This window comes from Paenibacillus sp. FSL H8-0317 (genome assembly GCF_045040685.1).
In the GTDB taxonomy this organism is placed as follows: Bacteria; Bacillota; Bacilli; order Paenibacillales; family Paenibacillaceae; genus Paenibacillus.
Map to the genome: position 1 here is coordinate 5,971,155 of NZ_CP150294.1, position 21,918 is coordinate 5,993,072.

A 21,918-nucleotide genomic window follows, 5' to 3' on the forward strand; every position below is an offset into this window, starting at 1 on the left:
AACCTACATTCTAGCTTAATTGGCATCATCATTCTCGTCCCGAAATGTATACAAAAAGATCGTTCGGATTTTTGCAACGATCCGTATTGTCAGTCCGCTAGTTGAAATCAGCAGCTAATCACTTTGATGCCATTTTAAGTTTTGTTCAACTAACGTTCCCCGTAACAATAAACTCTATCGCAAAGGATCAAAACATACAGACAGCCAATTAGATCCCCCCCCATCTCTCAAGATGGCTGCCTACTCCGAGAGGGACAAGAAACTTTCTTACTTTGTTAATTTCTTGATTGCTCGATAATCTAGATGATCATAGTGATCGTGTGATATAAGTACAGCATCAATTTCTGGAAGTTCCTCAATTTCGATTGGCATTTGTTCACTATAACGCCTGCTACCAAATCTAAAGGGAGAGGTATAGTCCGTAAATACCGGGTCTAACAATAATAACTTGCCATCCAGTTGGATTAATGAGGTAGAGTGTCCGAACCATGTAACCGATGCATTATCCATGCTTCTTGAGAAAAAAGATTTTTGTTATCCTTTGAACTTGAAGCTGTTCTTTAGGTCGCGCATTAGAATCTCCTTTCGCGATTTCACAAAGTAGTGGTAGTAACACCTTCAGTCTATAGTCGACACGCGATTCAATAGGATATTTAAAATTCCCTTTTACGAAGTTCTTGGATTGTTGGAATTGGCTTTTCTTCTTTCTGGTCGGTCTTGCTCCAAAAACGGGCAAAGAGTTCAAAAGAACAATACTTAGAAATATCAAAATTAGAATAACGAAAACTAACGTTCCGTTTAAGACAACCCCATTATCGCCCAACATTAACGATCTTCCTGACCCAGGTTGGCTCATTCGTCGCCGCCCTTACGAGGCAGTCGGCGCAGTCAGCGAAGGAAAGTGGCCGTAGCGGAGAAATGCGGGTCGAGGGGCCTGCCGTATATTTCGAAGTGGCGGCTACGTCGCTAAGAGCTGGCGGTCGTACAATGATCCAATCTAATTCGCTCCGTTGTACTGCACGCTCGGCAATGGCCTTGTCCTCAACCGCCTTCGTGAAAATACGACCCGATATGTTTATGGCCAAGCGATTTAGTGCTGAAAGTTCTTTTCCATCGCTCAGACCAATGCCGCTCTGCATGACGAATCGCTTAACTCCGGCGCTCTGACAGGCTGCCAGGATGTTTGTAATGCCCACCGACATGATGGTTCCTGGCGAAAAGTTTTTGCGGATGTTCGAGATCCCCTCCGATATGACGGTACCCTGCGAAAAGTTTCCGGTAGGACCTATGCAACTAATTACCACATCTGTATCGGCCAAGGCCTTGGCAATGCTCGGCATATCGAGTACATCTCCCTGTCGGACGCTGAGGCGCGCTGTGGGGGCGATGACTTCCGGCCGGCGAGCCACGGCTACAACCTCGTGCCCCAAATCAAGTGCTCGCTCTATCACTTTCCTGCCAGTCGCACCCGTCGCTCCTATTACTGTTACCTTCATTAAGTAGTTCCCCCTTCGAATGTGATAATTATTACTTCTATTCATAGCTGCTTTACTAGACAGCACCGGTGGCTGCCAAAGCTTTGACGCAGCTTGCCAACCGCGAAGAAGATCGGCTCCTACTGGTTAATATCCAAAGAAAAATGCACTCTGGAGTATTAGGTAACAACTGTGTATAATCATAAACAAAAAAATAATGCGTCAGCAATTACCAAATAACTGTAATTCGTGCATTTATTCACAAATCATTTGAAGTTGTGTAATTTATATCAGAAAGCATGGTGAATCACAGTGTCTAAGGTGGATAGAAGAATAATCAAATCTCAAGAAGCGATAAAAAAAGCTCTGATTGAACTGATGATTGAAAAAAAAATCGACCAAATTACTATACAAGAAATTTCCGATAGGGCAAATGTTAGCCGAAGAACCATCTATCTTCACTACATAGATAAATTTGATCTTCTAGATAAGCTAATGGAAGAACATATTAACGAACTATGGAAACTCTGTGAATTAGCAGCTAATAATACCGTTTTTTATGATACGGTATTGTTATGGTTCGAGTACTTTGAGAGTCATTATTTATTCTTTTCAACGATGTTGGCGAATCAAGGAGGTCCTTTTTTTCACAGTCGGTTCCTTGAGTTTGTCCTCCAAGAGTTAAAGAATGTTGAAAACATAACCGAAGGAGATTCTCAAGGATTAAGTGACGGTGACGCTGAAGATGTGATTATTCAATTTTTTGGAGCTGCTATCGTAGGGGTAGTGGAATGGTGGTTCAAGAATGGAAAGCCCTCCCCCCCTCACTATATGGCACAACGAGTGGGGGCGTTGTTAGAAAGGAATTTATAATCGATCTTGAATCAACACACTTTATTTCGCTATACTGCCTGTTAGCATTAACAAAAGCAGCCGATCACATGGATCAGCTGCTTTCTTAGTTAAATTGAGCTATCGTTTCTTCGTTAGTTCAATATCCTTTACTGCTAGGAGGTCAGCAATCACTTCATTTTTTCAAAAGGAAACCGAAGTAGAAATTTATTGAAATAATATGCAGAGGATTTCCTAATGTTGATAGCTTCATCGGCCGAGCTGAGATAATTGCAGAACGAAAAACCGGAATCGTTGTTAAAAACATTTGGCACGAGAACGATATAAAGCTAACAAAGAAATTGCGAATAGCTTTGAAGTTTTATGCCGGTTTAGGCGAGCGCGGTACTTGACATATGTAATGCGTAGCCCTAAAATGAGCTAAGTCGTCGATTATGGACTCGATGAGTCGATAATAGGAGCGCAAATGAATTATTCCTAACTCGACTTTGTGTGAATGCAAGCTGAATCACGCACCTTTTTTTACCTCTATTACAGATATAAAATATCTGTAATATCTAATTATTAATTTAAGTATAGGAGGCAGTGACAGATCGTATCACTTTACTTTTAAGAACTTAGATTAGGGAGATGACGAACGATGAAAATATTTATGACAGGCGTTACCGGATATATAGGAAGTTCTGTAGCTAAAGTATTGCTCGATGCAGGGTATTCTATTTATGGTCTGACCCGGAACACCAGCCAAATAAACGAGCTGAAAGAGCTTGGAGTGGAGCCTGTCGTGGGCACACTTGGAGATACGGAAATACTGGCTGATTACGCAAAACGGAGCGATGGAGTGATTCATACAGCTGACGTTGCTCACCGCAAGGCTATTGAGACGTTTATTACCGCTTTGCGCGGTACAGGAAAGCCATTAATTCACACATCCGGTTCAGGCAACGTTGGGGATGATGCCAAGGGCGAATTCCAGAGCGAGCAAATCTATAACGAAGAAACACCTGTAACAAGGGACTTGGAATCGATTCGAGTCAATGAGCTGGTGCGTAAAGCAGGGGTCGATCAAGGAGTGCGAGGTATTGTCATCGTACCTTCGATGGTATATGGAACGTCTCTCGGACTTCCAAGAGACAGCATTCAGCTTCCAATGATTGTACAGAAATCGAAAGAAATGAAGGCCGGAGTATATATTGGCAAAGGTCTGAACAGATGGTCGAATGTCCATATTCGTGACTTGGCCCAATTGTATCTTCTTGCGCTAGACAAAGCGCCCTCCTCCTCTTACTTTTTCGCAGAAAATGGCGAGGAATCGTTCCGTGATCTAAGCCGTTACGTGAGTGAGGCGCTTGGATATGAGGGACGCACGGTGAGCTGGTCTCTGGAAGAAGCGGTTGCTGAATTTGGCCTTCTGGCTCAATATACACTTGCGACGAATTGCCGAATCGCTCTGTGCATGCTCGAAACTTGCTTGGCTGGAAGCCTGAAGCCGAATCCGTGCAAACTTGGCTTGCCATGGGTATTAACAACGCTTTCAGTCAATAAAAATTACACCTCTTATTCGCAAGATGGCATTGAGTTAACCTGCCCGTTAGCTTAATGAGGAGCTCATCATCCTAATATCATATTGTTCCTGTTCTCTACTTTCTATAAAGGTATACAAAAAAGGAGCGTCACCATTTCTGCAACGCTCCTATTGTCCGTCCGCTAGTTGAAAACAGCAGATGATCACTTTGATACCCTGCCGACTATAGGTCCTAGGAATGTTAAGATTGCATCTGTTTACAAACAGTATTCCACTCATAGAGAGGTTGCTGTAAGTCATGATTTTATACATCAAAAGGAATTACTTATGTAAGGTCCCCAGCCACTCACCCTAATTAGAACGTCTCAACCAACTTCTGAATCTTTGAGTGGGAAATTAAATATACTGGTCCCATTATTTCTATTTTGCCGTCCTCGACACGTATAGCGCTCTCCTGTTCTGCCGCATAAATATCAATTTCTTCAGACAAGGGGAACAGGTAGCCTTGAACAAACGTTGCGTAATCGCGTTGAGAATGAGATTCGTAGGCAAAATGATCAAAGCCAATACCATCATAAATAGTACTTGTTTCAACTTCATCCGTGTTATTCAAGCTTAACCATTTTGCAGCCATGTTTAACGCACCGGCGCTGGCACCCATTATAATGGCATTGCTATTCTTAATAACATCCGATAATTCATATTCCACCAAAAAATCGTTCTGCAAAACAGGATATCCACCACATAAAAAAATGACAGAAGCGTTCTGAATGAATCGCTGAGCATCTTCTTTCTGCATACGGTAATCGATGAAATGATATTCATCAAAAATAATGTTAGCCTGATTCAACCATGTCCATTCAGAAATATCATCAAAGTTAACTTGCTCATCTGTATAACCAGACGGATCAGCACTAATCATAACAAGCGATTTTCTGTCTTGTATATCCTCCTGCAAACAATGGACCAGCTTCTCAGGAAAAAAATGATTAAACCAACTGAAATAGTAGTGAGTTTTCAAACTTAATTACCTCCATATGTATTATTTACATTCATCCATAGGATTCATAAACAACCTCTTTTTATATGCATTATACAAAATAATCCAATTAATTGATAGTACATTTAACATAACTATAACCCCGTTAAAAAAAGCCCGGTTCTTCCCCCGGGCAACATACATTTTTGTATGGGTTACTTACTTATAAACTCTACCATCTTCTGATGCAATTCCTTCTCGGAACATTGAAAGATACCATTAAAATCCTCAGGGTTACGGATCAATGTGTTTAACTGGTCTATTCCATATTGTTGAACAACAAACTCCACAAATAGGAACGAAAACTGAAAACCTTTCATCGTTTCGAAATCCCAGGTATCATTATCTAATTGTTCGAACGTTGGGATCTCTAAATTGTGAATAGCCTCTTCTGTTGTACCTTCAATATAGTCCTGAGTCATCAGCTTGGCTTCATATCCACCAATTCCTTGCCTTATCCATTTCGGAGCCTTCGGATTGATTTCACTTATTAGCCACATGGTGAACAAGTGAACCGTACCTTTAAGAATCGATTGATAGGTATGCTCCGGTCCTGGATTTAATGGAGATACAATTTTAAGAATACTCCCTTCATAGGTACCCATGAACCAATTCGGAGCATCTGCTTCTCCGACCGCTTGGTGAAACGATGGCATATCAGGATATACTTCAATCGTTACTTTTCGCGATGGATGATAATTGTACTTTAACGAGATTCGTTCAATATGATCACTTAGTTCATTGAACAAATCATGGTGTACTTTATTAGGCGTATTGTTCAATCCCTCGTTTTTACCCTTATTAACAATTGAAATCAAATCTTGAATAGACATGATCGTAACGCCTCCCCATTCTTTCAGTTCCTTTTTAAGTTTTTCCAAAGCTCTATAGAGTCTGTTCTTTACTGCACTCTCACGCATCCCTACAATCTTAGAAATTTCAAGCAATGTGCAGTCCACAAAAAAGCGTAATGCAATGATTTCCTGGTCGGTTTCATTTAACTTTTTCAGCGCAACTCCGATATCAATTCGAAAATCAACATACTTCGTAAATTCTAGGGAGATCGACTGTGATTCATATCCCGTAAAATCAAACGGCGTTTCTTTTTTTCGCGATAATCTTCTATATTCGTTTTTCACTGTATTCTGAGCAATCTTGAATATCCATGTAAATAAATTTGATTTCCCTTGGAATCGGTGAAGATTCTCGACTGCTTTTAAAAACACCTGTTGAGTCAAATCATCTGCAACCATCGGGTTCAATTTCAGGGAAAAGTAGTTGCAAATTCTTTGACGATACAGCTCATAAGTGTTTTCAAAGTTAGTGATACTTTCCTGTTTATCCGGATAAACAGGTTTTGTGTCATGAGCTCCTGACATGGTAAGAACCTCCTCTTGATTTACAATGAATTAGACACCAGAGAGAGTCAGAAGGCCACATAAATATAAAATAAATATGTATTCAATCTTTCAGGTTTGTTACTTACAGGACTAATCACCCTTTTTTGAAATCTCACTTCATATCATCTCTATGATTTCATATCTTTACAAATTTATAATGATAAGCAAAGATTGGAGTAGTTCTGGAGGGAATCACATCATGTAACCGACTTCCCAAAATGAAGGAGAGATAGTAATGAAATACACCAATGTTTTATTATCAAGCGTCATTGTTTTAGGTAGCTTAGGCACGTTATCAACAGCATCATCTTCGTTTCATACTTCTGATAAAGTAGCACACATTGCTGTTGACTCAACATCTGTGAACTCTTCGACATACCAGAGTATACCTAAGTTAAAAAAAACGACCGGCTCAAATAAAATTGTCTGGAAAGGTGACAACATCACGATAACCGCGAACATCTTAAAGCTAGATGCTGCTGCCGATTTTGAGCAGAACATCATTGACACCATTGTAGTTACTCATGATAAAGAAAAGTACACCCTACAAACAGGAGATTTTGAGGTTAAATTATTGGATATCACTAGTGTTGTTAAATCTCCATCAAATGAATGGATTGCTATCCAAGTAGAAAAAAGTGCTGGCAGCAACCTCATTCTCGTGAACCTTAAAACAGGAAATTACACAATTATTAACGAACGTCTTGAAAAAGCAGGTAAACAAAATGTAGAAACCATTTCATCATATAATTGGTCACCAAAAGAAGACATCATTGCATTTTCTTACGGAAATACGGAGAAAAGCACGTTAGCAATATACGACACTAAGAAAGACCGTTTTGTTTATCTCCCTCGTACAACCAACTATATTAGCACCGGTTTAATTTTATGGCATAAGAACGGAAAGAATATGGATTATATTAGTGAGTATCCTTCAGATCAATGGATTCTTTTCAGATATGATACAGAAACCAAAAAAGTTAAGCCTGTAAAAAAAATCACAAAAAAAGAATTTCAGCAGTGGTTCAAATTAGATAAATATCCTACAAAATAAATAATAAATTGGATTGGACGGAAAATACGTTTCTTTCGTTCAACTTATATAACAAAAAGGCGAGTCTCCATTAATCGGGGACTCGCTTTTTTGTCTTTATTATTAAATTTAAGAAGTGCCTTTTTGCTTACTCGCCTGCATCTGCTGGGCAAATCGCATCATCTCTTCGAACTCTTCCTCGGATACGGCGTCCCCATCGGTGCTTATATCTTGTACAATTGGAATTTCGGGTTTGGCTTTGGTTCCTTTGCCGTATGTACGGGTACGGGTTCCAGCTGCACCAGCAGCCTGTTTGCCTTTGACCTTGGCCTGATCACGAATATATTGCACAGCTTTCTCATATGAGTTTACCTGCTTAAGCAACATGTTGGAGGCTATGGCCTCAACAAAGTTACGGTTAATCCGCTGCTCTCCGCCGGATACAAGTAATGCCATCAAATAATGAATCAGTACATTGATGACTTCGCCAGGTAACTTGTAGCTGAGATCAATTTTCTCAAATATATCGATCAGATTGTCCGGTACTGCGCCCGGGAAAAATGTCTGCAACAGACGTGTGTATGGCTCATTGCGCAGCATCATATTATATTGATGAATATCACACTTGGTCATAAATTGTGGAGGCACTTCGACGTAATATTCCATCTGCACTCCATGCTCAACGGGTGGTTCACCGGAGTCTTCTTTCCGTTCAGGCTCCTCCATATGCTGTCTCAGTGCCACGACCTTGGCTGCCTGTACAGTCTGTTGCTCATGGCGCTTCTTCGTCTGTCTGAACTGCATACTCGCCTTATGCTGAAGATCATCCAGAATCAGCTGGCCCTGTGGACTGAAAATATCATCTTCGTCCAACAGACGGCATACATCCTGCACACTGAGGTTGAATTTGTTCACTACATAATTTACAATGCCTAGTTGTTCGTGATCAAATCGCAACTGTTCCACATGACGACGATTGACCGACTCCCGCGGGAAACGCAAAATAATGTCGGCATAGTTCAAACTATTTTCTTCCGCTGCATCATTCGTGCCTGTCCGCTGGGCCGTAGTTGATACTTCCGACAAAGCCTGCTCCAACTCGTAATCAATCACGTGGGTATTCAATTCAAATATATCGTAAAAGGGAACGGAAATATTCTCTTTATTGGCTGCCGGATAAGGCGCGTCCCCATTTTCCACTGCCGAGAAACCCGAACGCAGGGAAAGGACGGCGAATTTACCTATCTTGTCACGAAGCAGCAGTGTCAAATGCTGTGTCCGGAAAAACTCTGCCGGAGAGAGCGGCGGTTGCAGCTCATATTCGTAGATGTAATCATCATTTTCCGGTATATATAGGCGTGATGTCTGAAGTAGCCCCACTGCCTCAAGCTTGGATGTCTGCTCTAACAAATATTTGCGCCCTTTCTCACTTGGCTCCAAGCCAAGCGTCATGAACAGCCTCCGTTGCTGTTCAAGCGGCGAATAACCGACCTGTTCACCGGGAAGATGCTGAAACAACAGCCGATACAAGCCAACCGCAAAAGCACCTACCATGGGCTGATATGCTCCTGTAAGCATACGGTCATCCAGGGCGCTAAGTCCAAACTCCCTGTATACGCAGTAGCGATGATGTTCAGTATAATGGTGCAGATTCTTCATGCGCATAGCCTGATCTCCTTCTCCCCAAAAGTATGTTTATCTATTCTATCATAAATGTCTGATCATCAAATGCTCAAAAACAGGTAAAAAGATGGCCTGTTCTCGCTCCGTTTCGTCCTAGGTCGACATCATTCACGTTTTCGCCGAATTTAGCAAATTTCTAAAATAAAAATGTCGAGAGCCGCTAGAATACTATAAAAGCTGTAGCCGCAGAATACAAGGGAATATCTAAAGAGAATGTTCTCCAGATGTATATGAAGTACAAGTGTACAATAATCCTTCTAATATAAATGAACAGCAAAAAAGCCTTCCCTTTGTACTCGTAAGCGTTTACGACAAAGACAAGACTTTCACGCGATTACAGTGGCATGTGTTACCTCTTTCCATCAATCTAAAACATTCTGTACCCACCCAAACGTAACTTCTGAATCGTCCAGCCACTGATTACCGCACCAGCCAGTCCAGCGATGCCCGTCATATAGTCTACAATCTGGAAAGAACCCAGATGTGACATCAGAGATGACGACTGATCCCATAGAGAGTACACAACAATAGGTAGAATTACAATAATGAACAGATAGGAAGGAAACCAGGTTGTCTTCATCAGCATGTTCAGAATGAAACCGATACCAAACATCATAACGAAAAATAATACCATCAATACCAACACAGGTATAAATTGCATCGGACGACATTCACCTCTTCTTTCACACATTCAGGTTTCACTTCTGGATAGTAGTTAGTGTACCGCAAAAAATGTGGCGAAGCAACGAACTTTCTGGACAAATTTCCCTATATTTATACTCTGTTCATTTGCCCTTCTGCTTCATGTTGGGATACAATGTAAACGATAAAGCAATCACCCGTCCCTTAATAGTGCGTGTTCAAAATCAAAAGCGGACTTTTTGAACAACCTCTTATAGGGATTTGGAAATATACCTTGCAGGAGGAACACAACCAATGAACGAAGCCGCATCAACACTGGAGGGCTGGTACGCCCTGCATGATTTTCGCTCGATTAACTGGGCCGCCTGGAAAGCAGCAGATGATGAAGAACGCGCTGTTGCACTGGACGAGCTTCAGGAATTCTGGAAAGAATGGAAAGAAGTCGAGGATTCATCCAAAGGAAGTACCGTTGTATATACGGTTGTAGGTCAAAAAGCAGACCTCGTCATGATGCACCTGCGTGAAACGCTGGAAGATCTGAAGGCTGTTGAGAACGCGTTTAACAAAACGATGTTTGCCCAATACACAACCAAATCGTATTCATACGTCAGTGTAGTGGAACTGAGCAACTATCTTGGCAAAGAAGGCGAAGACCCGATGCAAAATCCGGATATTATCGCCCGTCTGAAACCTGTTCTGCCACAACGGCAATACATCTGCTTCTATCCAATGAACAAAAAACGTGAGCTGAATGACAACTGGTACATGCTGTCCATGGACGAGCGTCGCACCATGATGCGCAGTCACGGCATGATTGGCCGCAGCTATGCGGGTAAAGTAAAACAGATCATTACCGGCTCTGTCGGTTTCGACGATTGGGAATGGGGCGTTACGTTATTTGCGGATGACGCACTTCAGTTCAAGAAGCTTGTCTATGAGATGCGTTTCGATGAAGTTAGCGCCCGTTATGGCGAATTCGGTTCGTTCTATGTGGGAAGTCTGTTGAACGAAGGAACACTGGAAGACATGCTTAAGCTGTAAAAATAGCACAAAGCACAATAAAGCACCGCGACATCTCCTATTAAGGATATTGTCTGCGGTGCTTTATTATCTATCAATATTCTACTACCTCAAGCTTGATTTAGATCTATATTGTTTGAACTATTTATTTACATAAAAACGGAAAGGACAGAAAAAACCTAAAAAAGTGAAGCTATAAGCTTTCTGAAAGAAAGCTACTTCGAAAGCATCCACTTCGCCTAAAAGCTTTCTGAAAGAAAGCTGCATCGGAAGCATACGCTATCACCGGATTTTCCCTTTAACAAAAGGGAATCAAAAAATCTGGGGATAACAGCGATTGGAAGGTTATGTCTCTAATCCTCGTCCTCTTCATCTACCGCTTTCAGCGACTCGAGGAACTCGGCTGTGGCCCGGTCACGGTCACGTCCCTTCTCTTTAAGCCGCTCAATCGCAGGCATAATGAGAATATCCACTTCTTTCTGCACAATGTAGGCCAGATCATATTGATCCTGTTCCTCCAGATAACCACCGACCTGCATCAGGGCGTTGTAACGATCCAGCTCTTCACGTGTTAATAGTCCCCGGACCTGAACACTGCAATGTCTCATCCAAAAAACCGCCCTTTCTTCAGGACTAACGGAATACCACCAATGATGAACAGATAACGCAGATCAACCAGCTTCTTCAACTGAGCTGCTTTCCAGCCTTTGTATTTCTTGCCGCCTACAACGGCAATAGCTTCACCTTTACCCAATGAGGCAACCGTGCCTTTGCTCGTAAATACAAAAGGTTGTTGCTGTTTCTTGCGAATGGATGCCACGACGTTCTTGGCGCAGTTCACACCCTGCTGCATCGCAATCTGGGCTGTTGGTGGATAAGGCCGTCCTTCAGCGTTGAAGACAAGTGAATTATCACCAATGACATAGACATGCTCATGCCCTGGAGCACGCAAGTAGTCGTCTACTTTCACACGTCCTCGCATCACTTCAAGACCTGCCTGTTCAAGCAGTGAGTTACCGCGAATACCGCCGGTCCATACGACTGTAGCCGCATCGAGTTTTTCACCCTCACCCACAATAACCCCGTCCGGGAGACATTGCTTGATTGGAACACCAATTTTGAAAGTAACGCCCTTCTTCTTGAGCACATTCATCGCATGTTCTACCAGTTCCGGATCAAATCCAGGCAAGGCCGAAGGCGCTGCCTCTACATTATAGATGTGCACATGTTTTGGATTCACGTCGAACTCCTTGCACAGCTGTGGAATACGATCTGCAAGTTCAGCTACGAATTCAACACCACTGAAACCCGCTCCACCTACGACAAACCGAATACGATTTCGTTTATTATCGTTTTTGTACATCGCAAATTGATATTCGATGTGTTCTCGAATCAGTCTGACCGAGTTAATGCTGCGGATTGTCATGGCGTGATCGAGCATCCCCGGAATACCGAAGGTCTCAGGCTCACCGCCTAGTCCAATAATCAGATAATCATAGGATAACGTACCATCCTCCAGAATAATCTTCCGATCCTGCAGACGAATCTCCTTCACGGAAGACTTGACCAGATCAATCTTGAACTCATCAATCAGCTTGGAAATGGGCACTCTTGCATGCTCAATGGTATCCGTGCCGGCTGCCGGCATATGTAGATGTGTAGTAATATAATGATAATCATGCCGGTTCACCAATGTGACATCGGCCTCGTTATAGTTCAATTCCTTCTGCAGCCGCTGGGCTGTCAGAATCCCGCCATAGCCCGCGCCGAGGATGACGATTTTGGGAATACTGCTCATGTCTATACCCCTTCCGGTTTCACTTGCATCAGCCCGATCTTGGGTGAGATGCAAAATGCACATACTTACAAATATTGATGAGGTCTTGCCCATTATGACGACAAATGTTAACTTCGCGAATTTATTTAAACGTTTGCATCAAAATTGATCCGTTTGTATGCAAGTTATCGTTTTAAGTTGTGAAATTAACCACAAGATTCTACAAAACACGGGATCTCTCTTCATATTACATATTGACTCTAAATTAGACAAAAAAACACATAGTACAGGTCAAGGATATCTGTATTTCAAGTAAAGATCAAGGTTTTTTTTGTTATTTTTCATAACCTTTCATTTCCAATTTCATCCTATTCTCATCTGATCTTCATCAATTATTCTCTGATTCGTGATGCAGCTAACTTTGCAACCCTGAGTACACCGTTTATAATAGGAAAGACAGTTCAGCACCCATGCCGGTTACGATTTCCGTAGCCTGCACATTCTTTCTGTTAACTACCTATTAAAATATGAAAGGTGTTGTTGATTCTTGACTGCACAAAATTCCAGTCATGATATGACTGATTTACTTATTATCGGTGGAGGCCCTGCGGGTCTGTTCGCCGCGTTTTATGGTGGGATGCGTCAGGCATCCGTTACACTGGTTGAAAGTATGCCACAGCTTGGCGGACAGCTTGCCGCTCTTTACCCGGAGAAATACATCTATGATGTAGCCGGATTCCCGAAAGTAACGGCTCAGGAACTGGTGAATAACCTGGTTGAGCAAATGAATCATTTTAACCCGAACATCCGCCTTGAAGAAAAGGTTGTATCGGTGGAGAAAAAGGATGAACAACATTTCATCGTGAAGACGGATGAGAATGAATATCATGCCAAAGCCGTCATTATTACAGCTGGTGTAGGTGCATTCGAACCACGTCGCCTGGAGCTTGAAGGTGCTGCCAAGTTCGAGAAGAGCAACCTGCACTACTTCATCAGTGATCTGAATGCCTTCGCTGGCAAAAAGGTACTGATCAGTGGCGGCGGTGACTCCGCGGTAGACTGGGCACTCATGCTGGAGCCTATCGCTGAGCAAGTGACGCTGATCCATCGCCGGGACAAGTTCCGTGCGCATGAGCACAGTGTCGAAAACCTGATGAATTCCAAGGTAAATGTCGTTACACCGACCGAAATCACGGAACTTCACGGAGATGACACGATTACCAAAGTAACCCTTTCCCATGTTAAAACCAAAGAAACTCAGGAAATCGAAGTAGATGATGTGATCGTTAACTTCGGATTTGTCTCTTCTCTCGGACCAATTGCCGAGTGGGGAATCGAAATTGATAGTAACTCCATCGTTGTTGATTCCCGCATGGAAACATCCATTCCAGGAATCTTCGCTGCCGGTGATATCACAACATACCCGGGTAAACTGAAACTGATCGCTGTCGGATTCGGCGAAGCTCCAACAGCTGTCAACAATGCGAAGGTATACTTCGATCCGGATGCCAAGTTGTCCCCAGGACACAGCAGTAACATGAAACGCTAGTTTTGCTGAAATAACATATATTGATACAAAAAAGGGTATCTTACTCCTGAGTGAATCCATATCAGGAGGGATACCCTTGTCTTATATATGCCCGCTGTGTAACGGTCTGGTTGTACCGGAGCAGGCTTGCCCCCACTGCCTTCAGGGACTGTTAGAATGCGGCAAATTGGATGATTACACCGGACCATACAGCCCCTACGTATTCCAACCTTCCTCTGACACGGCAGACGAAGTCGAAAACGTTTGCAATCATGTGATGTACTGTCACCATTGTCAGACGAGCACGCCATGGCCTGTCTCACTATGGGACTTGTCCGGAAACCTGTAACATTGCCTGCAATGAGGATCTCTAGTGAAGAATGGCAGATACGTCGGTACCCAGTTTGCGCTTATGGATTTCTGCCAACAGCAGTGCGATGAAATCTCGTTCGAGATTCAACTCAATCGCTTTATGGTAGGAATCCAACAACATCTCATCGGATAACATAGCCATTTCCCGCCACAACCTTTCCTTTTTTTTCCTCAAAACTATCATATCAGAGATTCATATAGAGAACAAGCGTTCTTGTTATCCACAACGATATGTGGAAATCCTGTGCATAGTTTGTTGATAAATGGAAAATATATAGAGTAATCAACGTGTATAGTGTGGACAATATTTATGCACAGGAAGTTTGTACTACTGTCAGAACGTTTATCAGCGTATTTTTTTTGGAATAAATTCATAGTTTCAAGACTTGTTGCGAGTAAATTACCCGGTAATGTAAAATTTCAAACGGTTTTCATAACGTTTTCTTCTATATATTATCGGTTTTTCTTGGATTTTCTTGAGCTTTCCCATTCATTTTCTATTGGGGTCTGGTATTTACTTCCAAAATCCAGATCTTGCCTGAATAATCCAGTCCATAATCAAATCCAAGCTGACCTACACCAGGGAACTGACTTTCCATAATGTACGTACATGTCAGTGTAAGTGAACGCATCTCCCGGCGTTTGTGCCGACCGGATATATGTGGCAGGGATAAACCAAGAGCTCGCCTTCCTGATAACATGGTGCCACCCTTGCTCAGATTCGTCACACAGAGCCCGGGACGAGCGAGTCGTCCTACTAAAGAACGGAATACCCAGCCTCGTTCGGTTTTGACTACTTTGACTCTGTAATCAACAGGTCTCCCTTGAATCGTTGCCAGATGAATGCCTTGCTGGATCAAGTACCTGCGTCTAGCCTTTACACGCACCAGAGAGCGATACATCTGACTGAAACTGGCGAAAGAACGGGTCGTTTTCATATGGGTGTATCGATAAGCCCCACCGCTCGCCGATACCCGGATGACACCGTAACCTCCACCACCGACAATAGGTTTGACATACACCATTCCATAACGACTGAGCATTTGCAGCAGATTACCCGGGTTGAATGCCTTGGTCTGTGGGATATGGACAGCAGCTATCGGGTATTTCATCAGAGCCGCTGTCTTCCGCCATTTGCTTGCAAGTTGTCTCGACATGGGTTGATCTCCTTCCTTGAAACCATAGTCCTTCCTTATACATACTCAACAGAAGCCTTGCTTTCTTGGATGTCTGTCCACGGCAAAGGCCCCTTTTCCATGTAACCTGTCCCAGGGGTGATGGCGGAAACGGGAACAAGCGCCCGGTTTGCTTTTCAAACAAGTCAATCTGTCGTATGCTACTAAGGAATGGCTTGGAAGGGCTTAAATATGAGGATCTAAGGAGCGTTAAGAACAAATGGAAGCATTTTTCAAATCACTTTATGGCGTAGCCTATTTTGCAATGTCGATCGTTCTGGTAGCTGTTACGGTACTTCTCTTTGTCACAGGTATTCGACTGTTTATGCAAAAGCGTAATCGCGGCTTTGCCGTGAGTTGTCTTATATTTGCCTGTTTCATCGTCTTTATCATTGTTGTTATGTTAACTACGCCCTTCTCTGCCACACCGCCGGGTTCACCGGAAGCCATGGCTGCCCTTCTTCACTTTGGGTAGTTGAACTCTGTAGAAGGAGATGCTTATGACACGTACTAATGAAACCTTAGGAATTATTGATATCGGCTCGAACTCCATTCGTCTAGTTATATATGAACTGGATCAGGACGCAGCCTATCGCATCATTCATGAAGACAAATATGCCGCTCGTCTGAGCAGCGTTGTTGAGTCCGATGGAACCATTCTGCGCCATTCTCTGGATAAAGCCATTACCATCTTGCGTCAATTCAAAGCGACCTGTGAAGCGTATCAGACCAAACTGATTCGCGCAGCAGCTACCGCTGCCATTCGTAATGCAAGCAATGTTCTGGAGATTATTGAATGGCTGGAGACAGAGACGGGACTTACCATTGAATGTGTATCGGGAGATCGGGAGGCCTATTATGGGTTCCTTGGTGTCACTCAATCCATTGATCTGGCAGACGGTTACGTCGTGGATATTGGAGGTGGCAGCACAGAGATCACGGTCTTTCGGGATCGGAAAAGGTTACATAGCATCTCCCTCCCCATTGGTGCAGTGAATTCACATGCCCGTTACGGGGGCGAAGATCAGTGGACCGAGGTTAATGCACATGCATTATGCAACGAAGTCATTGAGGCTCTCCGTGGACAGGATTGGATTCGTGAGCATCCTGGTCTGCCACTCATCGGACTTGGCGGCACAATGCGTACACTCGCCAAAGTGGAACAAAAGCGTACCCAGTATTCTTTGCCTGTCAGCCATCATTATGAGATCAGTGAGGAAGCGATGGAGAACATCGCTCGCTCCTTGCCACATCTCACCTCAGCACAACGCAAAAAGGTACCTGGGCTCGCCAAAGATCGCGCAGACATCATTGTGCCTGGCGTACTGATCCTGCGAACAATCTTCCAGTTAATACAGGGAGATCGTTATGTGGTTAGTGGCGCGGGTCTACGAGACGGGTTATTGCGAGATTACATGGCTGGAGGTCAGCCGGTCGTTCCAGACGCGCTGAAGGACAGTATCCGCAACTTTATCCATTTTGGTCCGCCTATTCCAGAGAAACGTCTGCAACGGATTCATCAGGATATGGTCACCCTGTATACGGCATTACAAGGTACCCCTCCTGATCAAGCAGATGCCCGAATCCTGTATGCATCCTCCATGCTGCACATGGCAGGTAAGCAAATTAACTATTTCCGTTATACACAGCATTCGGCCTATTGGATTATGAATGCAAGCATCTATGGACTTTCTCATCGGGAGACCATTCTAAGTGCCAGTGCAGCTGATTATCATCCCAAAAAAAGAACGCCCCAGCTGCTGAATAAGCACCGGGACATTCTGAAAAACTCGGATGAGCGGCATGCTCATCGAATTGGCTCTCTGCTGCGCGTAGTCGAAGCCATTAATCGATCTGAGAGCATCGCTGCGATCAAAGCAACAAAAGAAAACGACTCGCTGCAGGTGCAATTCACCTGTACAGCTGAGCCGTTACTGGAACTTGATGGCCTGGAAGAGGCCGTCAAGGATCTGAAGGAAGCCTGGGGAGTTACGTTAACGCACTCCATTCAGCAGGCTTCCAAGGGATAATACCCATGGCCTCCGTCTGACTTCTCAGCGGGGGCTTTTCATTTTTTACAAATACATAATTGCCACCAGGCATAAGTTCTCTGGCTTTGACATTATCCATAAGCGACAGATTAAGAATATCCACCAGCATCTTTTTCAACTCTGGATCGAATACGGGACACATCAGTTCAATTCTTCGATTCAGGTTACGTGTCATCCAGTCTGCACTGGAGATGAATACATCGGGATTGCCGCTGTTTTCAAAATAAAACAACCGGGAATGCTCCAGGAAGCGATCCACAATGCTAATGACCCGAATGTTCTCACTGAGTCCCTCCACCCCTGGACGCAGACAACATACACCACGCACAATCAGATCGATCTGAACGCCGGCTTGAGAAGCCTCGTACAATTCATCAATCATTTCCTGATGGGATAAGGAGTTGATCTTGGCAATGATTCTGGAAGGTTTGCCTTTCAGCGCATGCTCTGTTTCTCTTCGAATCAGTGCAAACAGCTCATCCTTCATCCCATCTGGAGCTACGCGGAACGCCTGCAATGCCTTCGGACCGGAGTATCCGGTAATCTCATTGAACAATTCGGATGCATCTTCCCCAATAATCGGATTAGAGGTGAACAGTCCCACGTCCGTATACACTTTGGCTGTACTCTCATTATAGTTACCGGTTCCTACATGAACATAACGTCTTAAACCCTGCTGTTCCCTGCGTACGACAAGAATGATTTTGGCATGGGTCTTGAGTCCAACTAGTCCATAAACCACGTGACAACCGGCCTTCTCCAGCTTCCGAGCCCAAGCAATATTGCGCTCTTCATCAAACCGGGCTTTCAGTTCCACCACCACCGTGACCTGCTTACCACTTTCAGCGGCAAGTGCAAGTGCCGGAATAAGACGTGAGTCGCCATTGACCCGATATAATGTCATCTTGATGGCCAGAACTCTTGGATCTTCCGAAGCCTCCAATATAAAATCAGTGACTGGTTCAAACGATTCGTACGGATGATGCACCAGTACATCGCGTTTGCGCAGCAGCTCAAAATGACTTTCTCTAGGCAGAAACTCAAGGGGGTAGACTGGCTTCACCGGACTGTATTTCAGATGTGAGAAACTTTCCAGACTATCCACGAATCCCGCCAGAAAACTCAGATCAAGTGGTCCATCAATTTCATATACCGGGTCCTGAATATCAAATTCATCCTGCAATTCTAATAAAGCATCCGGACGAAAATCCTTGCAGACTTCCAGTCGTACAGGAGCCCCGCGGCGTCTGCGGCGCAATTCTTTTTCAATAGCCTCAAGCAGATCTTCCGCTTCTTCTTCATTAATGAACAGATCCGCATTACGGGTGACTCGGAATTCCTGTGCAGCAAGTGAGATATATCCGCTGAAGAGCGTATGGATATGATGTTTGATAAGATCTTCAATCAGTATGAATGTTTTCTTTTTGCTATTCGCCCGAATGGGAGCCTGAACTACCCGCGGCAGATTGGAAGGTACCTGAACAATAGCCATAAACGGCTCGCCCTCTTGCTCCCCTTCCTTCTGTAACATCACGGACAGATAGACAGACTTGTTGTGTACCAGCGGGAACGGACGACTCTGGTCAATCGCCATCGGTGTGAGTACCGGAAAAATAATTTCATGAAAGTACTGGTCCATTGCGCGCTGCTGTGTCACATTAAGATCTGTATATTCCTGAATGTTCACGCCTTTCTTGGCGAGTATACGAATGAGTTCACGATACGTTTTATACTGTTCGGCGACCATGGTCCCGGTTCGTTTGATCAATCTGCGGTACAATCCCGAAGGCGTGTATCCTGTAAAATCTTTTTGCGTGAATCCGGCCTTGATCTTCTCTTTTGTCTCCGCCACCCTTACACTGACGAACTCGTCCAGATTACTAGCGACAATGCCGAGAAATCTCATGCGTTCCAGCAGAGGCGTTGTTGGATCCTGGGCCTCCTGAAGTACGCGCCGATTAAATTCAACCCAACTCAAATCACGATTAACGTAGTTACCTGTTTTGACGTCTCTATGCATGTATGGCCTCCGAATGTGTTGCATATCTATTCTTGGTTAGAAGTTCTCATATAATTGTACTATTCGTAATCAACATCAAGCGTCAGCGCAGTGTAAACGCTACGTAAAATTTATGTAAATGATACCTCATGGCCGCAACTTTTTCCATCCCTTTACAAAGGTCAATAGACAGAGTAAAGTGAAGTACAGTGTGATTTGGTCCGGTTGCTTGTTCTCATTCCAAATATAGTTGATTAAAGGAGTATATAATGAAATCCAACAAACCTAGAACATTACAAAAAAATATAGAGTTTTTCACGGCTGCACTATCCCAATGTATGGTAAGCGCGTGGCAGGAAGACCCGGCTGGTGTCTATTGCGAGGTCGGTTGTGGCATTGTGGAGCGGATCAGTGAAGACAGTGTGCGCATCCGAAACAATGACGGAACAAAGAGCCATTATGCACGAGATATCACGATGTTCCAAACTGAAAAATAATTTTGCTTAAATACGTAAAAAAGACTAGCTTTCCGAAACAAGGTGTTGTATACTCTTGCCACAAGGAAAGGAGGTGCGTCAACATTTCTAATGTCATGTTGAACGTGTCCCTTACCCGATCCACTAGCTCAAATTAAAAGAGTCTGGTGGAGGCGCGGGATACGGATCAATGTTTCAAAAAGCGCCACGGGTAGAAAAGCCGTCTTCGGACGGCTTTTTGTTTTCTCTTTTTCTGTAGAGAGGTTGAGAAAACACCCAAAATATTGGAAATGGACCCTTTAGTAGAGCAAACCAGGATGGCTATAATTAGGATGCAACTCAACCTAAATCCGAGGAGGCATCTTGTAATGTTCAAAAATGTAAGGGGTTTCAAGACATCCATCATGTTGGCTTTTGTTTTGTTATTCACCTCCATCATGTTGCCCGCAGGTCAGCATGCCAGCGCAGCACCAAGTTTCGCCAAAGGAGCCGACATCAGTTGGGTTCCCGGAATGGAAGCCCAGGGTTACAAATGGAAAGATAAAAACGGCGTACAGCGCGACATCATTGATATTTTGAAAAAAGACTATCAAATCAATTCCGTTCGCATTCGGGTATTCGTTAATCCTTCGAATGATTATGGGAACGGTTACATGAATAAGGATCGCGCGGCTGCACTCGCACAACGTGCCAAGAATGCTGGCATGAGTGTAATGCTTACCCTGCACTATAGCGATTCATGGGCAGACCCTGGTCAACAAACCAAACCAGCTGCCTGGAAAAACTACACGTTTCAACAGCTCATGGATGCGGTGTGGAACCACACACGTGATGTCATGACGGCGATGCAAAGCAAAGGCGTTACCCCGGACTGGGTACAGATCGGGAATGAAACAAGCAATGGTATGTTATGGGAAGATGGCAAAGCATCCACCAACATGAAAAACTATGCGTGGCTGGTGAACACAGGCCATAACGCAGTGAAGTCCCTGAGCAGCGGCACCAAAACCATTGTGCATCTGGCAGGTGGAGATGATAACGCCCTCTATGTATGGAATATTGGTGGTCTGATTAATAACGGAGCTAACTTTGACATGATTGCCATGTCCCTCTATCCTTCAGCTTCCGGCTGGAACACTGCTGTGACAAATACGGTAAACAACGCCAAGGATATGATTAACCGTTATGGTAAAGAGATCATCATCTCCGAAATTGGCATGGACAATAACCAGGCTGCAGCTGGTAAAAGTTTTGTTGCTGCGATGAAAAACCAAATCCGTAATCTGCCCAATGGCAAAGGTAAAGGTGTATTCTACTGGGAGCCTCAGGCTACACCAGGATACAACGGCGGCTACGGCAAAGGCGCATGGCAGTCCAATATGATGCCGACTGTTGTCATGGAAGGATTTATTGACTAGGTACGGTGGGTAGAAGTGAATTGGTGGGCAGCGTGGTGGGCGTTCCAGTGGCGGATCGTTCTTATGATCGCTGTTATCCCCAGATTTTTATGAATTCCCCTGATAAGGGGAAAATCCGGGGATAAAGGCGAACGCTCCGCTTCTTCAGAATCGATTCCGCCCCCTCCACTACGTTGCTGCTCCTTGAGATACTTCTAAAACCGTGTGTAGGCAAGTTATTAGGGTACCGAAAGGCGGAAGGCGCTGTTCCCGGTGGGAGTAGCGCCTTTTTTTACGTTGGATTGCGTTGAGGGGGTAGCGTGGTGGGCGTTCCGGTGGCGGATCGTTCTTATGATCGCTGTTATCCCCAGATTTTTATGAATTCCCCTGATAAGGGGAAAATCCGGGGATAAAGGCGAACGCTCCGCTTCTTCAGAATCGATTCCGCCCCCTCCACTACCTTGCTGCTCCTTG

General features: G+C 44.0%; 21 protein-coding genes. 10 read left to right on the plus strand and 11 right to left on the minus strand.

The annotated features are described in order from the left end of the window. Positions 1–267 precede the first annotated feature (267 nt). Both MHB43_RS26715 and MHB43_RS26720 read right to left on the minus strand, forming a co-directional pair. On the minus strand, positions 268–510 hold the full coding sequence (locus MHB43_RS26715) for an MBL fold metallo-hydrolase (RefSeq protein WP_405130799.1): 243 nt from the start codon (positions 508–510) through the stop codon (positions 268–270). 302 nt (positions 511–812) lie between these two features. After that, on the minus strand, positions 813–1,496 hold the full coding sequence (locus MHB43_RS26720; protein ID WP_405130800.1) for an NAD(P)-dependent oxidoreductase: 684 nt from the start codon (positions 1,494–1,496) through the stop codon (positions 813–815). A 291-nt stretch (positions 1,497–1,787) separates the two neighbouring features. On the opposite strand from MHB43_RS26720, the gene MHB43_RS26725 reads away from it, so the two are divergent. Next, on the plus strand, positions 1,788–2,348 hold the full coding sequence (locus MHB43_RS26725; protein ID WP_405130801.1) for a TetR/AcrR family transcriptional regulator: 561 nt from the start codon (positions 1,788–1,790) through the stop codon (positions 2,346–2,348). A 619-nt stretch (positions 2,349–2,967) separates the two neighbouring features. Then, entirely contained in the window at positions 2,968–3,927 is a 960-nt protein-coding gene (locus tag MHB43_RS26730; protein WP_405130802.1) for an NAD-dependent epimerase/dehydratase family protein, read from the plus strand. Positions 3,928–4,207: 280 nt separating this feature from the next. Here MHB43_RS26730 and MHB43_RS26735 read toward each other — a convergent pair whose 3' ends face one another. Then, positions 4,208–4,873 carry a cyanophycinase gene (locus MHB43_RS26735; RefSeq protein WP_221821017.1) on the minus strand — a complete coding sequence of 222 codons (666 nt, stop codon included), beginning with the start codon at positions 4,871–4,873 and terminating at the stop codon, positions 4,208–4,210. Between the two features lie 173 nt (positions 4,874–5,046). Further along, positions 5,047–6,270 carry an RNA polymerase sigma factor gene (locus tag MHB43_RS26740; RefSeq protein WP_221821018.1) on the minus strand — a complete coding sequence of 408 codons (1,224 nt, stop codon included), beginning with the start codon at positions 6,268–6,270 and terminating at the stop codon, positions 5,047–5,049. 256 nt (positions 6,271–6,526) lie between these two features. Here MHB43_RS26740 and MHB43_RS26745 point away from each other — a divergent pair, with 256 nt between their 5' ends. Next, a complete protein-coding gene (locus tag MHB43_RS26745) occupies positions 6,527–7,345 on the plus strand; it encodes a hypothetical protein (RefSeq protein ID WP_405130803.1) in 819 nt (272 codons plus the stop codon). Between the two features lie 108 nt (positions 7,346–7,453). Here the strand turns inward: MHB43_RS26745 and MHB43_RS26750 are convergent, their stop codons facing one another. Both MHB43_RS26750 and MHB43_RS26755 read right to left on the minus strand, forming a co-directional pair. Then, positions 7,454–8,989 carry a helicase DnaB gene (locus MHB43_RS26750; RefSeq protein ID WP_036605770.1) on the minus strand — a complete coding sequence of 512 codons (1,536 nt, stop codon included), beginning with the start codon at positions 8,987–8,989 and terminating at the stop codon, positions 7,454–7,456. A 385-nt stretch (positions 8,990–9,374) separates the two neighbouring features. Then, positions 9,375–9,668, minus strand: coding sequence for a YuiB family protein (locus MHB43_RS26755; RefSeq protein WP_221821020.1), 294 nt, complete (start codon positions 9,666–9,668; stop codon positions 9,375–9,377). A gap of 275 nt (positions 9,669–9,943) precedes the next feature. Between MHB43_RS26755 and hemQ the strand changes: the two genes are divergently transcribed. Beyond that, positions 9,944–10,690, plus strand: a complete 747-nt coding sequence (gene hemQ / locus MHB43_RS26760; protein WP_036605768.1) for a hydrogen peroxide-dependent heme synthase — start codon at positions 9,944–9,946, stop codon at positions 10,688–10,690. Between the two features lie 332 nt (positions 10,691–11,022). Here hemQ and MHB43_RS26765 read toward each other — a convergent pair whose 3' ends face one another. Together MHB43_RS26765 and MHB43_RS26770 are read right to left on the minus strand one after the other, a co-directional pair. Continuing rightward, the gene (locus tag MHB43_RS26765) at positions 11,023–11,277 is read right to left on the minus strand and encodes a hypothetical protein (RefSeq protein WP_017692433.1); all 255 of its coding nucleotides are present in this window, start codon (positions 11,275–11,277) and stop codon (positions 11,023–11,025) included. Beyond that, a complete protein-coding gene (locus MHB43_RS26770; protein ID WP_221821021.1) occupies positions 11,274–12,467 on the minus strand; it encodes an NAD(P)/FAD-dependent oxidoreductase in 1,194 nt (397 codons plus the stop codon). The genes MHB43_RS26765 and MHB43_RS26770 overlap by 4 nt, the downstream gene beginning before the upstream one ends. 553 nt (positions 12,468–13,020) lie before the next feature. Between MHB43_RS26770 and MHB43_RS26775 the strand changes: the two genes are divergently transcribed. Further along, a complete protein-coding gene (locus MHB43_RS26775; protein WP_218639193.1) occupies positions 13,021–13,995 on the plus strand; it encodes an NAD(P)/FAD-dependent oxidoreductase in 975 nt (324 codons plus the stop codon). 76 nt (positions 13,996–14,071) lie between these two features. Next, positions 14,072–14,323, plus strand: coding sequence for a hypothetical protein (locus tag MHB43_RS26780; RefSeq protein ID WP_074096361.1), 252 nt, complete (start codon positions 14,072–14,074; stop codon positions 14,321–14,323). A gap of 21 nt (positions 14,324–14,344) precedes the next feature. Here MHB43_RS26780 and MHB43_RS26785 read toward each other — a convergent pair whose 3' ends face one another. Both MHB43_RS26785 and MHB43_RS26790 read right to left on the minus strand, forming a co-directional pair. After that, positions 14,345–14,488: a sporulation histidine kinase inhibitor Sda gene (locus tag MHB43_RS26785; RefSeq protein ID WP_017692430.1), complete on the minus strand. Its 144-nt coding sequence runs from the start codon at positions 14,486–14,488 to the stop codon at positions 14,345–14,347. 355 nt (positions 14,489–14,843) lie between these two features. Then, complete coding sequence (locus tag MHB43_RS26790) at positions 14,844–15,503, minus strand: YheC/YheD family protein (RefSeq protein WP_221821022.1); 660 nt, start codon at positions 15,501–15,503, stop codon at positions 14,844–14,846. Between the two features lie 238 nt (positions 15,504–15,741). Here MHB43_RS26790 and MHB43_RS26795 point away from each other — a divergent pair, with 238 nt between their 5' ends. Continuing rightward, positions 15,742–15,996, plus strand: a complete 255-nt coding sequence (locus MHB43_RS26795; protein ID WP_017692428.1) for a hypothetical protein — start codon at positions 15,742–15,744, stop codon at positions 15,994–15,996. Positions 15,997–16,021: 25 nt separating this feature from the next. Then, positions 16,022–17,551 (plus strand): Ppx/GppA phosphatase family protein, encoded by a 1,530-nt coding sequence (locus MHB43_RS26800; protein WP_221821023.1) that lies wholly within the window; start codon positions 16,022–16,024, stop codon positions 17,549–17,551. Here MHB43_RS26800 and ppk1 read toward each other — a convergent pair. After that, a complete protein-coding gene (ppk1, locus tag MHB43_RS26805) occupies positions 17,511–19,592 on the minus strand; it encodes a polyphosphate kinase 1 (RefSeq protein WP_221821024.1) in 2,082 nt (693 codons plus the stop codon). The two genes, MHB43_RS26800 and ppk1, sit on opposite strands and share 41 nt — an antisense overlap. Positions 19,593–19,840: 248 nt before the next feature. Between ppk1 and MHB43_RS26810 the strand changes: the two genes are divergently transcribed. Continuing rightward, positions 19,841–20,068 carry a hypothetical protein gene (locus tag MHB43_RS26810; protein WP_017692425.1) on the plus strand — a complete coding sequence of 76 codons (228 nt, stop codon included), beginning with the start codon at positions 19,841–19,843 and terminating at the stop codon, positions 20,066–20,068. Positions 20,069–20,415: 347 nt separating this feature from the next. Then, entirely contained in the window at positions 20,416–21,465 is a 1,050-nt protein-coding gene (locus MHB43_RS26815) for a glycosyl hydrolase 53 family protein (protein ID WP_221821025.1), read from the plus strand. Positions 21,466–21,918: the final 453 nt, after the last annotated feature.